Here is a 13,908-nt window from a genome sequence, read left to right as displayed (position 1 = left end):
CTCCGAGGCCGTCCGGGTGAAGGCCCGACGGGAACACCGCAACGGGCAGGTGGCCGGCTGGCTGCGGCAATACCGCAGGGGCCTGCTGCGGGGGGACGTACTGGGGGCGCTGACGGCGTGGGCGCTGATCGTCCCCGAGAGTGTCGCCTACGCGCAGATCGCCGGGCTGCCCCCGCAGAACGCGTTCTACGCGGCCCCCGTGGCTCTGCTGGTGTATGCGTTGTTCGGCCGGTCCAACTTCCTGATCGTCGGCGCGACGTCGGCGGCGGCGGTCCTCTCGGCGGCGACGGTATCCGGCGTCAGTGGGGATCCGCAGGCCGCCGTCGGCCTTTCGGCCGCTCTCGCGGTCATCGTCGGAGCAGTGCTGCTGATCGCCGGCGTTGCCCGCCTGGGGTTCATCACCAACTTCCTCGCCGAGCCCGCTCTGGTGGGCTTCCTGTTCGGGATGGCCCTGACCATCGTCGTCCGTCAGGGTGCCAAGCTCGTCGGCGTCTCCAGCGGGGACGGCGACTTCTTCGAGCGGCTGTGGACCATCCTGAGCAAGGCACCCGACTGGTCGCTCGCCACCCTCACCGTCGGAGCCTGCGCGCTGACGCTGCTGTTCCTGCTGGAACGGTTCGCGCCCCGCCTGCCCGCCGCGCTGGTCGTGCTCGCACTCGCACTGGCTCTCTCCGCACCACTGGGCCTGGCGGGCCACGGTGTGGACGTCGTGGGCGAGATCCCCGCAGCCGTCCCCGTACCGCACCTGCCGGGCATTGCGGCCGAGGACTGGATCGCCCTGTCGGCGGGTGCGCTCGGCGTCGCCTTGGTGGTCTTCGCCGAAGCGTTCAGCATCGCCAACCGCTTCGCGCGCGAACACGGCCAAGAGGTCGACGCCGACCGGGAGATGGCCGCGGTCGGTCTCAGCAACATCGCTGTCGGAATGGTCCGGGGATTCGTCGTCTCCGGCAGCGCCTCACGCAGCGCCGCGGCGACCGGAGCGGGCGGCCGCACCCCGATGGTGTCCCTGATCGCCGCGGGTCTGATCCTCCTGACCGGAGCCTTCCTCACCCCGCTCTTCACCGACCTGCCCGAACCCGTCCTGGGGGCCATCGTGATCGTGGCCGTTCGCGGCTTCATGCGGGTGGGCGAACTGCGCCGCTACGCTGCGCTGGATCGGCAGAGCCTGTGGGTGGCGCTCACCGCCTTGGTCGGTGTCCTCCTGTTCGACCTGCTTCCCGGACTGCTGCTGGCCGTGGCGCTCTCCCTCGTTCTCTTCATCGCCGCCGCCAGCCTCCGCAACGTCGCCGTCCTCGGACGTCTGCCCGCCACTCATCTGTACGCCGACACCGCGCAGCACCCGGACGCGGCCACCACCCCCGGCGTGCTCGCCGTACGGCCCGACGGCAGCCTGTTCTTCGGCAACGTCAACCGCGTGCGCCTCGCCGTCCATGATCTGGTCGCGGGCACTTCCCCACCATCGCGCGCCGTTGTCCTGGACCTGACCGCCAGCTACCGGCTCGGCATCCCGGTCCTCGACACGCTCGACGAACTGAGAGGGGAACTGGCCAGGAAGGACATCACCCTGCACCTGGCTCACGTGCGGGCACGCGCCGAACGGGACCTGGCCCGGCACGTCCTGGCGGACCGCATCGGAGCGCACGGCCTCCACCGCACCGTGGACGACGCCGTCTCGGAGGCGGTCGGCGGGACGAACTGAACAGAGAGCCGGCATCGTGGCGCTCGCCGCGCTGTCCGCGATCCAGCCGAGGACCAGAGATGACACGATCCCGTGCTTTGTCGCGCCAACGGCCGCAGCCCGGAGCACGCAGTCGTCCCGGTCCGGTCTTCGCCCCGGGCAGCGAAGCTGTCGACCCTACGGCTCCGATGAGGCGCAGAACGTGTCGGCCCTTGTCGGGCACGCTGGGAGCGAAGACACATAGGCACGTACATACTCCCCGTGCCAGGCATGCATCATGCAGATCATCGCTACCGTCGCTATGAGCAGTTGGACCGCTCCCGCGTAGGGGTGCGCCGAGAGCAGGAAGGCCGCGGCGACCACGAGCACGCCCAGAGTGAACCCGCCGAGCCAGAGGACCGGGACCCAGTCCGTCGTGGGTGCCCCGCTCTGTTCCTCTGCGCGACCCCATCCGCGGATGCCCAACGTCAACCCCAGCAGAATGGCGATCGGGATCTCGATGAGCAGCACGATCAGACTGATGCAGCCACCTGCGAACCCGTCACCTCGTAATGAAGAAGACCCGCCAGGTGGACAGTTGGTCGTCGGCAGGCGCGGTACTCGCGGCCTCGGCTCGCAGGGCATGGTCACACGCTTGTGGGTCACGCCGTGCACCGCACCACGGTTCACCAGGTCGCAACCGAGTCGTGTCCGACCTGAGCACCCACTGCTCTCGGGCCTCGTTCGGTCCGGCGAATCCTTCGATGAGCCTCATGAGCGGAGTCAGGTCACGAGGCCGCTCATGGCTTCACCGACGTCTTCCTCCTGCGCATGGCGTGCAAGAGCGTGAGCTGATCGGAACGTCCCGCCAGCTCACGCTCTTGCACAGTACGCAGACGATGCCTCTGAGAACCGCACGGTCATCCACGGGCAACCGCCCCGGATACCGACGCCGTATGGGCAGCCGTGGAGGCAACAGCGGGGCCACACGTTCCCACAGGTCGTCAGATACAAGATCAGCGGGCACCCAACAGATCCTGCCGACAGGACACCCAACTGCCAGGCCCCACACCGGTTTTCATTCTGAAACGATCAGCTAGTAGAAGACTTTATTTCAGAGCGCGGCTTCGGCGGCTGCCTTGATACGCCTGCCGAAGGCAGGAGCATCCTTGCGCAGGGCGACACCGGCAAGCGGAAGCAGCAACTTGCCCAGCCTGTGCCCGTCGAGGACGTTGTAGAGACGAACCTGGGTACCGCCGGTGGCGGTCGGTTCGAGGTCGTATCCGCCTTCTCGCGCGGTGAGCGAGTTCTTCGAGGTCTCCCGCCACCGGATCCGGGTCGGTGCGGTCAGGTGGGTGATCTCGAATTCGCGCTGCGACTTCATTCCGGAGTCTTTGACGGTGCTGCGGAAGACGGTTCCGACGTTCGTCTCGCCATCAGGGACCTTGTCGATCTTCTGCACACGCGGACTGAAGTCGGGATCGTTACGGCCGTCTACGAGGTAGGCAAATACGTCCGCAATCGGGCGGTCGATGTCGACGGTGGCTTCGAACCGAGTGCTCATACTGTCCCTTCTCAACGGAGCGAAGGCGGCTGCCGTCGCCTGACTTCTCACGAGGACGGTTGCTGGCCGCCAAGGCTGGGGATGTACCGAATTCGACCCGGCTGCGGTCATACGAAGAGAGGCTGGGCTGTCCGGCCTCGCTCCTGCGCCGAAGGGAAGCACGACGAAACAGGAGATTCCCACGCCTCCCGCCAGAGTAGCGCCAATGCTCCGAGGCGGCAGGAGGAAGCCGCAGTGCTCAGGGATTGACTGTCAGGCAGATCCATCGGCACGGCCCGACATCCGCGCGCATCCTCAGTCACAGCACGGCACACCTGCCCACACGACTCAGCGCGCGAGGGCCGGCCCGCGAGACGGGCCGGCCACGGTCACGCCACCGGGTCGAGAAACGTCAGCACCGAGGCGTCCTCCTCGATCAACGGCGCGAGTGCGGCGTTGAACGGGGCGCCGTACGGCGCCTTCAGGTGGGCCTGGAAGGCGTCCTCGTCGCGGTACACCTCGAAGATCCAGTAGGCGCGCGGGCTCGAGGTCTTGGTGTAGACGTCGAAGGCGAGGTTGCCGTCCTCCTCGCGCACCTTGCGGGCGTAGTCCAGAATCAGGCGGGTGACCTCGCCCTCCGAGCCTTCGCGGGCGGTGAACTCGGCGAGCAGGGTTCTGTTCACGATGTGGTGTCCTTCGTGGTCGGTCGTGGGGAGAGGGCTCAGTCGTGGATGGAGCCGAGGCGCCAGACGTGGGCCTGGTCCAGCTTCACGGAGCCGTTCTCGGCGAAGACCTGCACCCCCTGGCTGTCGGGGTCGGGGAAGATCTGGTCGGTGATGACGGCTTCGCCGTTGCCGCCGAAGACCTCGACGGAAGACCAGTCGATGAGGATCCGCAGTTTCACCGTGCCGTTCTTGGCCTGCAGGGGTGCTCGCTGGACTCCGGGGAAAGTGCTGCTGAAGTCGACGGCGCCGGAGTGGGTGCGGTCGACATACAGCTCCTGTGTCGTGGTGTCGTAGCCGATGACGGTCTCCTCGCCCGCGGCGCCGGTGCGCACCTTGAGGCCGAATCGATTGGCGTCCTTGAGGGAGAAGGTGGCGTCGATGTCGAGTGCCTTGCCGGTGGCCGGGGCGCCGGTCAGCGGCTTTGCGGTGCTCTTGACGGTGACGCCGGCCGCGGTCGCCGGGGGCCCGTTCCGGAGGGACTCCAGGCTGCGCACCGGCTTGCTGGTCAGCCGGAGTCGGCCGTCGATGTTGCGCACGGCCATTTCCCGGGGGACGCTTTGCGCGCCGCGCCAGGGGGCGGTGGGAATGGCGCCGCCGTAGTCCCAGTTGTTCATCCAGCCGATCATGTATCGCTTGCCGCCCGGAGCGTTCTCCCAGGACACCGCCGCGTAGTAGTCCTTGCCGTAGTCGGCCCAGTCGGCGCGCTGGACGGCGGACCTGGCGGCCGTGTCGGCGGCGGTGAACTCGTCGGCCATGATGTGGCCCCAGCCGGCTGTGTTCCTGTCGACGATCTGGATCCGCGCCTTCTTGCCGGCGTAGGGGCGCAGGTCGAAGGAGGCCCAGTCCAGCGTCTCGCTGTTGGAGCCGGTGGCGCTGCGGACGACCTCGCCGTCGACGAGGAGGTTGACGGACGTCTCCTGGGAGACGGGCCGGGCCTTGGTGTCCGACAGCATGATGTGGTCGACGTTGAGGTGGCCCCAGCCCCCGGTGTTGTCGTCGACGATCCTGATCTGCGCCTTCTTGCCGGCCAGGTCGTCGACGTCCCAGGAGGCCCAGTTGAGTGCCTCGGCGTCGTTTCCGGTGGTGCTGCGCACGACCCGCTCGTCGACGAGGAGTTCGATGGCGGCGGGGTTGGCCGAGCCTTCGGGATGGTGCCCGCCGCCGATGAGGAAGTTGATGTGCTTCTTGTCGATGGTGAACGCGGGCGAGGTAAGGGTTCCGGTCCCGGCGTCGCCTCCCTGGAAGGTGTTGACGAGGCCGGTTCCCAGGAAGCCCGAGACCCCCTGTTGGCCGGGGAGGGTGCCGGTGGCCGGTGCCGGGCCGAAGGCGTCTCCGGTCTTCGTCCAGTCGCCGTAGCTGCCGCTCTCGAAGTCGGCGAGGATCCTGCCCGCGGGTGGAGCCTCCTGTTCCATGACGCTTCCGGGTTCGTGCGGGTGTCGTCCGCCGCCGACCTTGAAGTTCAAGTAGCGGCTGTCGACAGCGAATTCCGGCGAGGTGAGCGTCCCAGTGGTGCCGTCGCCCGAGTGGAAGCTGTTGGCCAGTCTCTCGCCGTCGAAGCCGTCGACCGTCCCCTGCCCGGCCAGCGCCCCGGCCGACGGTCCGCCGCCGAACGCGGTGCCGGCCGGTGTCCACCTACCGAAGTCGGTGCCCTCGAAGTCCTGCACCACCGTCCCGGCGGGCGGAGTGTAGGTGCCCTTGTCATCGGGTGTGAACGTCCGGCCGTCGAATTCGCCGATGAAGTACTGGGCGGCTGAACCGCCCGCGATGCCACCGGGGTTGATATTGACGACCAGGACCCACTTGATGTTGTTCTCGTCCCCGTCGACCGCAAGAGGGAACAGGTCGGGGCATTCCCACACTCCGCCGGTCGCGCCGGCGGGACCGAACTTGCTGAGCTGATTCCAGTCCTTGAGGTTCTTGGACGAGTAGAACCGCACCTTGTGCTCGGTGGACAGCGAGACCGTCATCAGCCAGCTCTTGGTGGGCGCGTACCACTGGACCTTCGGGTCGCGGAACTCTCGTGAGCCGATGTCGAGTACGGGATTGCCCTGGTACTTGGTCCAGGTACGGCCGCGGTCGGTGCTGTAGGCGAGCGACTGGGCCTGCTTCCCGCCGTCCTTGTAGGCGCTGGTGTAGATCGCCACCATGGCCGGGTTCTTCTTCGTGCCGAACCCTGTGGTGTTGTTCCAGTCGACGACCGCGCTGCCGGAGAACACCATTTCCTCGTCGTCGTGGGAGAGGGCGAGCGGCAACTCGTTCCAGTGCACGAGGTCCTTGCTCACGGCGTGCCCCCAGGACATGTCGCCCCAGGAGTTGCCGCTCGGGTTGTACTGGTAGAAGAGGTGGTACTCGCCCTGGTAGTACACCAGGCCGTTGGGGTCGTTCATCCAGTTCTTCTCCGGGGTGAAGTGGAACTGGGGGCGATGGATCTCGGAGTACGGCAGGCTGTCGGCAGCGGCTGCCTGGGGCGCGAGCGTGGCTGCGGACAGGGCACAGACGGTTGCCACCGCTGCGATCAGCCGCGTGCGGGCAGGAGGGGGTACACGTCCAGGGCTCATGGTGTCTCCTGTGTGGCGGCCGCCCACGCCGCAGGGCCTGCTGCCCGGCGCGGACGCACCGAAGAATGACGCCTCGCCGACGCCGTCGTCCACGGCGCCCGGCGAGATGACGAGTGGTGTCATCGATGACATCGAGTGGCCCGATGATGGAGGCAGTCCGCCCGGTGCGTCAACGGTGCGACTCTGATCGCCTCGGCGCGACTCGGCTGCCCTTTCATCAGCGCCCGGCGGTGGCCGGCTGCGCCAACTCGCTGTGCCGCGGCGGGTTGGGGCCGGCAACCGAGCAGGTCAGGGCCGCGACCCGAGCGGCGAACCGGCAGGCTTCGGCGACGTCGTCGAGGCGGACTTCGGCCAGCCGGCCGCCGAGGATGCCGCGCGTGCCGAGGTGGTGCAGCAGCCCCGCCGTGAAGGAGTCCCCTGCCCCCACCGTGTCGGTGACCCGTATCGCCACCGCGGGCACGTGCAGCCGCTCGCCGTCGAGCGAGGCCAGGGCGCCGTCGGCACCGCGCGTGATCACCACCAGTCGCACCCCGGCCGCGTGCCAGAGGTCGCATGCCTGCTCGGGCGGCGTGCCCGGGAGCAGGAGGTCCAGGTCGTCCTTGCTCAGCCGGAGCACGTCGGCGAGGGCGCACCAGTGCGACAGTCGGGCGCGGTAGACCGCGGGATCCACCAGCAGGGGCCGGACGTTGGGGTCGATGCTGATGGTTGCCTGAGGTGCTGCCGCCGCCAGGAAGTCCTCCACCGCGGCCGCGCCGGGTTCGCGGACCAGGGCGAGGGACCCGGTGTGCACGCAGGCCGTGTCGGACAGGTCCACTCCCGCCAGTTCCTCGGCTGTCCACTGCCAGTCGGCCGTGTTCTGCGCGTGGAAGGAGAAGGTGGCCTGGCCCTGGCCGTCGAGTTCCGCCACGGCCAGGGTGCTGGGCTCCGCGGCCGCGACGGCGTTCGAGAGGTCCACCCCTGAGGCCTCCAGTCGGGCACGGAAGAGGCGGCCGAACACGTCGCCGGACAGGCGCGCGAGGAGGCGGGCGGGCGTGCCGAGGTGGGCCAGGGCGACAGCGGTGTTCGCAGGTCCGCCGCCGGGCAGGACCCGCAGGGCGAGCTCGTCGGAGTTGCTTGCGGGTGCGGTGAACGCGTCGGCGACGCACTCCCCCAGGACGGTGATCTGACGCGGGCTCATGAATTTCTCTTCTCTGCGGACGCTCGGGCGGAAGCGGGCACGGAGCGGGCATCCGCCCCGGCCGTTACGGACTTGTGTCCGGTCCAAGGCATTGACGTTGCCGCGAGGCGGAGTCCATCATCCTCGGCAAGCAGTGTCAACGATGACATAAGTCAACGATGACACCTCGGTGGCGGCATCCTCCGATGCCGCCCCACCGTCCCCGATCCCACAGGAGCACTCCATGTCCCGCACTCCTCGTCTGCCCTCGGGCCTCATCAGAGCCGCCGCCTGCACCGGACTGGCGGCTCTCACCCTGACGGCCTGCGGATCCGGCTCCGGAACAGACACCGCCAACTCCGGTTCGGGCAGCGTCAAGGTCGGTCTGATCACCAAGACCGACACCAACCCGTTCTTCGTGAAGATGAAGGAAGGCGCGGAGAAGGCCGCGAAGGCCGACGGCGTACAGCTGATGACCGCCGCGGGAAAGTTCGACGGAGACAACGCCGGCCAGGTCACCGCCATCGAGAACATGGTGGCAGCCGGTGTGAAGGGCATCCTGATCACCCCGAGCGACTCCAAGGCGATCGTGCCCGCGATCGAGAAGGCCAAGGCCAAGGGAGTCCTGGTCATCGCCCTGGACACCCCGACCGACCCCCAGAGCGCGGCCGACGCCCTTTTCGCCACCGACAACCTGAAGGCCGGCGAGCTGATCGGCGAGTATGCCAAGGCCGTCATGAAGGGCAAGACCGCGAAGATAGCCACCCTCGACCTCGCGCCGGGCGTCTCCGTCGGCGTCCAGCGGCACGACGGCTTCCTCAAGGGCTTCGGCATCGGCGCCAAGGACCCGGCGCTCGTGTGCTCCCAGGACACCGGCGGCGACCAGGCCAAGGGCCAGACCGCCATGGAGAACTGCCTCCAGAAGGAACCCGGCATCAACGTCGTCTACACCATCAACGAACCCGCCGCCCTGGGCGCTTACACGGCACTCAAGGCCAAGGGCCGCGAGAAGGACGTGCTGATCGTCTCCGTCGACGGCGGCTGCACCGGCACCCGGGCGGTCAAGGACGGGAAGATCGCGGCGACTTCGCAGCAGTACCCGCTGAAGATGGCCGCCGAGGGCGTCAAGGCCGTCGTGTCCTACGCCAAGGACGGCAAGAAGGCGTCCGGCTACACCGACACCGGCGTCACCCTGATCACCGACAAGGCGCAGGACAAGGCCGCCTCCAAGGACACCGCCTACGGCCTGGACCACTGCTGGGGCTGAGCGCCGGCGGCCACCGGCCCGGCGTCCGACACGCCCGCGGCCGGCCCGCCGCCCCACCTTCCCGACCAGGATCGACCCCCGCCTTCTCCCTTGTCCCGCGACAAGGACTGACACGGACTTCTGTCTTCCGACAAGGACTTCGCATGACCGCCACGTCCACGCCTCCGAGCACGTCCTCGCCGTACGCCGGGCTCACAGCGCCGACCACGGCCCGCAGGCTGCTCACAGCGCCGACCACCGGCCCGCTCGCCGCCCTCCTCCTGGCGTGCGTCTTCTTCTCCTTCTCGACCGAACAGTTCCTGACCGGCGGGAACTTCTCACTGATCGTGCAGCAGGTCATGGTCGTGGGCATCCTCGCCATCGGCCAGACCCTGATCATCCTCACAGCGGGCATCGACCTGTCCTGCGGTGCGGTGATGGCGTTCGGCAGCATCATGATCGCCAAGATGGCCGCCGAGGGCTCCCTTCCGCCGCTCCTGGCCATCACCCTGGGCATCACGGTCTGCGGCGGCTTCGGGCTGCTCAACGGGCTACTCGTGCAGAAGATCCCGCTGCCCCCGTTCATCGTCACCCTCGGCATGCTCAACGTGGCGTTCGCGCTCACCCACATCTACTCCGAGGAGCAGACGGTCACCAACCTGCCCGGCCCGCTCACGGCTCTCGGGCGGACCTTCCCGCTCGGCCACACCGACATCACCTACGGCTCCCTGGTCACCATCGCCCTGTTCCTCCTGCTCGCCTACGCACTGAGCAGCACCGGCTGGGGCCGGCACGTCTACGCCCTGGGCAACAGCCAGGAAGCCGCACGGCTGAACGGCATCCGCACCTCCCGCCTGACCATCGGCATCTACACCGTGGCCGGCCTGCTCTACGGCCTCGCGGCCGTGCTGCTCATCTCCCGCACCGGAGTCGGCGACCCGCAGGCCGGCCAGACCGACAACCTCGACAGCATCACCGCCGTGGTCCTCGGCGGCACCAGCCTCTTCGGCGGACGCGGCTCGGTGCTGGGCACCTTCATCGGGGTCCTCATCGTCGGCGTCTTCCGTAACGGCCTGCAGCTGATGGGCGTCGCCTCCATCTACCAGACCCTGATCACCGGAGTCCTGGTGATCCTCGCGGTGACCGTCGACCAGATCTCCCGGAAGAAGGCCCGATGACCGCCACCTCCTCCCCCACCCCCGTCCTGCAGGCCCGCGGTCTGGTCAAGCGATACGGCCACGTCACCGCCATCGACGGAGCCGACTTCGACCTGCTGCCCGGTGAGGTCCTCGCCGTCATCGGCGACAACGGCGCCGGAAAGACCAGCCTGATCAAGGCACTTACCGGTGCCGTGGTCCCCGACGCGGGCGAGATACGGCTCAACGGCACGCCGATCCAGTTCTCCGGGCCCCAAAGTGCGCGAGCCCACGGCATCGAGACCGTCTACCAGGACCTCGCCGTGGCCGCGTCCATGGACATCGCCTCGAACATGTTCCTCGGCCGTGAACTGCTCCGGCCCGGCATCCTCGGCAGCGCCTTCCGCATGCTCGACAAGAAGCGCATGCGCCAGGAGGCCGCCGAGCACATGGCCGACCTGAAGATCGGCCTGCGCTCGCTGACCCAGTCCGTCGAGACCCTCTCCGGCGGGCAGCGGCAGGCCGTCGCGGTGGCCCGGGCCGTCGCCTGGGCCCGCAGCGTCGTCGTCATGGACGAGCCCACCGCCGCCCTCGGCGTCAAGGAGTCCGGCCAGGTCCTGGACCTCATCCGCCGCGTCCGCGACAAAGGCATGCCGGTCGTCCTGATCAGCCACAACATGCCCCATGTCTTCGAGATCGCCGACCGGATCCACGTCCACCGGCTGGGCAGGCGCGCGGCCGTGATCAAGCCGTCCGACTACTCCATGGCGGAGGTCGTCGCCATCATGACCGGCGCACTCACCGTGGACGCGGCCGGAGATACTGTCGTAGCGGATTCCGAGGCGGTGAAGGCCGCGGGAGTCCAGGCCACCTGACCACACCACACGAGACTCGACGGAATCCGGCCGAGGCCGCGGCCGGAACCGACGAGCACAGGAGACCGTTCCCTCATGGCCGCGAACCGCCGCCCCACCCTGGCCGACGTCGCCCGCGAAGTGGGCGTCAGCGCCAAAACTGTCTCCCGCGTCCTCAACGAGGACGGGCCCGCCTCCGCACACACGAGGGAACAGGTACTCGCCGCCGTGGCCAAGCTCGGCTTCCAGCCGAACCTCATGGCACGCAACATCCGCGTCGGCGGACCCGACACCACCATCGGGCTGGTCATCCCCGACCTCGGCAACCCCTTCTTCGGCGCCGTGGCCAGCAGCATCGAGGACACCGTCCGCGACCGCGGCCTGACCCTGCTCATGGGCTCCTCCGCGGACGACCCCGACCGTGAACGCGCCCTGACCGACAAGTTCCTCGCCCGCCGCGTCAGCATCCTCATGGTCGTGCCGTCCGTCGGCGCCGACCATTCCCACCTCAAGACCCACCGCACCCAGGGTCTGCCCATCGTCTTCCTCGACCGTCCCGGAGTGGGTCTGTCCACGGACAGCGTCGTCACCTCCAACCGTGCCGGCGCCCAGGACGGCGTCGCCCACTTGATCGGCCACGGCCACCGCCGCATCGGCTTCGTCGGCGACCTCCCCGCCAAGCTCTACACACGCCGCGAGCGCCTGACCGGCTACCGTGCGGCCCTGCAGGAAGCCGGCATCCCCTACGACCGCTCCCTGGTCACCGACGCCCACGACCAGCACGGGGCCTCCACCGCGACCTCCCGGCTCCTCGACCTGGCCGATCCCCCCACCGCTCTGTTCGCCGGCAACAACATCGTCGCCCTCGGCATCGTCACCGAGCTGGCCCGCAACAAGCGCAAGGACGTGGCCGTCGTCGCCTTCGACGACATCGAGCTCGCCGAGGCACTCGAACCGGCCCTGACCGTCGTCGCCCAGAACCCCGAGGAGATCGGCCGCACGGCGGCGACCACCGCCCTGGCCCGTCTCGACGGCGATCGTTCCCGCGCCCGCAGCATCACCGTCCCCACCCGCCTGATCGTCCGCGGGTCGGGAGAACAGCCGGCCCCGACGCTGCCGGAGGCGTGAGGGCGAAGCGTGTGTCGCACGGGACGTCCGCCTGACATCGGGCAACCGCGGGCAGGGGGCTTCATCAGGAACAGTGGGCCGAGCCCCCTATTCGCTCTGCGCGGTTCCTTTGGTAGACCGGTCCGAGGAGAAGCCGCCGATGCGGGCCCCTGTCTGCGGCGCCCCCGTCAGTCACACCTCACTGGGTGCCGGCTGCCGCGCAAGCTCAAACAGCCCGACCGGCCATCACGCGTGCCCCCTGGGCCGGGGGCCTGAAAGCGTCCGTCAACCGACCGCGTGCATGCCGCCACCGAGTGCGGCCACGGGGAATGATCTCCGCGCACGATTGTTGACAGCAGTATGAAAAAGATCGGGTTCCTGTCCTTCGGACACTGGACGCCGTCACCGCACTCGCAGACGCGCTCCGCGGCGGACTCACTCCTCCAAGCGATCGACCTCGCGGTCGCCGCCGAGGAGCTGGGCGCCGACGGCGCGTACTTCCGCGTCCACCACTTCGCACGGCAGTACGCCTCACCATTCCCGCTGCTCGCGGCCATCGGCGCGCGCACCAGCCGGATCGAGATCGGCACCGGCGTGATCGACATGCGCTACGAGAACCCTCTCTACATGGCCGAGGACGCGGGCGCGACGGACCTGATCTCCGGTGGCCGGCTGCAGCTCGGTCTCAGCCGGGGATCCCCGGAGCAGGTGATCGACGGCTGGCGCCACTTCGGGAACGTGCCGTCCGAGGGGAGCAGCGACAGCGACATGGCGCGCGCCCACACCGAGCGACTCCTCGACGTGCTGAAGGGCGAGGGCTTCGCCGAGCCCAACCCCAATCCGATGTTCTCCAACCCTCCGGGGCTGCTGCGCGTCGAGCCGCACTCCGAGGGTCTCAGGGACCGTATCTGGTGGGGTTCCGGCTCGAACGCCACCGCGGCGTGGGCGGCCAAGCTCGGAATGAACCTGCAGAGTTCGACCCTCAAGGACGACGAGAGCGGTGAACCACTGCACGTCCAGCAGCGCAAGCAGATCGAGGTCTACCGCGAGGCCTGGCGGGAGGCGGGTCACACCCGCGAGCCCAGGGTCTCGGTCAGCCGCAGCGTCTTCGCACTGGACGACGACCGGGACCGTGCCTACTTCGGCAGGGAGCGCAACTCGAAGGACCAGGTCGGTTACATCGACGCCAACACCCGCGCCATCTTCGGCCGCTCCTACGCCGCCGAACCCGACGTGCTGGTCAAGCAGCTCGCCGAGGACGAAGCCATCGCCGCCGCCGACACCCTGCTGCTCACCGTGCCCAACCAGCTCGGCGTCGAGTACAACGCTCACGTGCTCGACAGCATCCTGACTCACGTCGCTCCGGCACTGGGTTGGCGCTGAATGTGGCGTGGGTGAGGCGCAGGATTCAGGTGGCCGGCCCGGTGGCGCCGCGAGAGGTCACGCGTACAGGCCCGGTTGGCGCGTTCGCCGGCCTGGCAGTCGCCGAGGCCCCACGGCGGAAACTTCGGCGCCCGGGCGCCTGCGGGAACGGCGGAGCCGGTGACGGCGAGGGCCGGCAACGAGTCCCGGAGCCCGAGAGCTGTCAGTTGGCGCTGCCGCTCTTCGCACCGGACCAGACGGCGGTGGCGCTCCCGTTCGGGCCCGCACTGATCCCGCCCAGGAGCGACGCGTTGGCGGTGCCCGGCACCTGGGCCGCGGTCGTCCACGTGCCGTCGGCGCGGACGGAATCCCTCGTCACGCCGGCTCCCGCCACCGCTCTGGGGCCGCGCCGCGCGTGCGGTGACATCGTCGGCGATGTCGGCGTCCCAGGCCTCGGACACGTAACTGATCGTTTCAGAATGAAGGTCGGTGGGCCTTGCCCGCGGGCAGATCAGGCCAGCCCGCCAGCCCCTGCGAGGGCCGACGGGCCGAAGACGGCGTAGG

12 protein-coding genes and 1 pseudogene are annotated in these 13,908 nt (G+C 68.9%); 6 read left to right on the top strand and 7 right to left on the bottom strand.

The genetic code is table 11. The features are described from left to right. The first annotated feature begins 16 nt into the window (after positions 1 to 16). Positions 17 to 1,699, top strand: coding sequence for a SulP family inorganic anion transporter (locus ACZ4NT_RS04700; RefSeq protein WP_467723395.1), 1,683 nt, complete (start codon positions 17 to 19; stop codon positions 1,697 to 1,699). Between the two features lie 156 nt (positions 1,700 to 1,855). Here the strand turns inward: ACZ4NT_RS04700 and ACZ4NT_RS04695 are convergent, their stop codons facing one another. The 6 genes and pseudogenes from ACZ4NT_RS04695 to ACZ4NT_RS04670 form a co-directional block, all read right to left on the bottom strand. Next, positions 1,856 to 2,188, bottom strand: a complete 333-nt coding sequence (locus ACZ4NT_RS04695) for a hypothetical protein (protein ID WP_467723393.1) — start codon at positions 2,186 to 2,188, stop codon at positions 1,856 to 1,858. Positions 2,189 to 2,542: 354 nt separating this feature from the next. Next, a pseudogene (locus ACZ4NT_RS04690) lies at positions 2,543 to 2,684 on the bottom strand (IS5/IS1182 family transposase); the annotation flags it as partial. A gap of 87 nt (positions 2,685 to 2,771) precedes the next feature. Further along, a complete protein-coding gene (locus ACZ4NT_RS04685; RefSeq protein WP_467723391.1) occupies positions 2,772 to 3,221 on the bottom strand; it encodes an SRPBCC family protein in 450 nt (149 codons plus the stop codon). Between the two features lie 368 nt (positions 3,222 to 3,589). After that, positions 3,590 to 3,883, bottom strand: coding sequence for a putative quinol monooxygenase (locus ACZ4NT_RS04680; protein WP_467723389.1), 294 nt, complete (start codon positions 3,881 to 3,883; stop codon positions 3,590 to 3,592). A 38-nt stretch (positions 3,884 to 3,921) separates the two neighbouring features. Next, positions 3,922 to 6,483 (bottom strand): GH32 C-terminal domain-containing protein, encoded by a 2,562-nt coding sequence (locus ACZ4NT_RS04675; RefSeq protein ID WP_467723387.1) that lies wholly within the window; start codon positions 6,481 to 6,483, stop codon positions 3,922 to 3,924. A gap of 217 nt (positions 6,484 to 6,700) precedes the next feature. Continuing rightward, positions 6,701 to 7,660 carry a carbohydrate kinase family protein gene (locus ACZ4NT_RS04670; RefSeq protein WP_467723385.1) on the bottom strand — a complete coding sequence of 320 codons (960 nt, stop codon included), beginning with the start codon at positions 7,658 to 7,660 and terminating at the stop codon, positions 6,701 to 6,703. A 223-nt stretch (positions 7,661 to 7,883) separates the two neighbouring features. On the opposite strand from ACZ4NT_RS04670, the gene ACZ4NT_RS04665 reads away from it, so the two are divergent. From ACZ4NT_RS04665 to ACZ4NT_RS04645, 5 genes are all read left to right on the top strand, one after another. Beyond that, entirely contained in the window at positions 7,884 to 8,906 is a 1,023-nt protein-coding gene (locus ACZ4NT_RS04665) for a substrate-binding domain-containing protein (RefSeq protein ID WP_467723383.1), read from the top strand. Positions 8,907 to 9,049: 143 nt separating this feature from the next. After that, positions 9,050 to 10,063, top strand: coding sequence for an ABC transporter permease (locus tag ACZ4NT_RS04660; protein ID WP_467723382.1), 1,014 nt, complete (start codon positions 9,050 to 9,052; stop codon positions 10,061 to 10,063). Continuing rightward, the gene (locus ACZ4NT_RS04655) at positions 10,060 to 10,896 is read left to right on the top strand and encodes an ATP-binding cassette domain-containing protein (protein WP_121408808.1); all 837 of its coding nucleotides are present in this window, start codon (positions 10,060 to 10,062) and stop codon (positions 10,894 to 10,896) included. Before ACZ4NT_RS04660 ends, ACZ4NT_RS04655 begins: the two co-directional genes overlap by 4 nt. 75 nt (positions 10,897 to 10,971) lie before the next feature. After that, complete coding sequence (locus ACZ4NT_RS04650) at positions 10,972 to 12,003, top strand: LacI family DNA-binding transcriptional regulator (protein WP_467723379.1); 1,032 nt, start codon at positions 10,972 to 10,974, stop codon at positions 12,001 to 12,003. A 339-nt stretch (positions 12,004 to 12,342) separates the two neighbouring features. Beyond that, positions 12,343 to 13,365: an LLM class flavin-dependent oxidoreductase gene (locus ACZ4NT_RS04645; RefSeq protein WP_467723377.1), complete on the top strand. Its 1,023-nt coding sequence runs from the start codon at positions 12,343 to 12,345 to the stop codon at positions 13,363 to 13,365. A gap of 202 nt (positions 13,366 to 13,567) precedes the next feature. Here the strand turns inward: ACZ4NT_RS04645 and ACZ4NT_RS04640 are convergent, their stop codons facing one another. Continuing rightward, positions 13,568 to 13,723, bottom strand: a complete 156-nt coding sequence (locus ACZ4NT_RS04640) for a hypothetical protein (RefSeq protein ID WP_183117214.1) — start codon at positions 13,721 to 13,723, stop codon at positions 13,568 to 13,570. Between the last annotated feature and the right edge of the window lie 185 nt (positions 13,724 to 13,908).

This window comes from Streptomyces sp. NPDC026417 (assembly GCF_055567695.1).
Note: the sequence above shows the minus strand (reverse complement) of the source record. Positions and strands in the feature narration are given on the sequence as shown.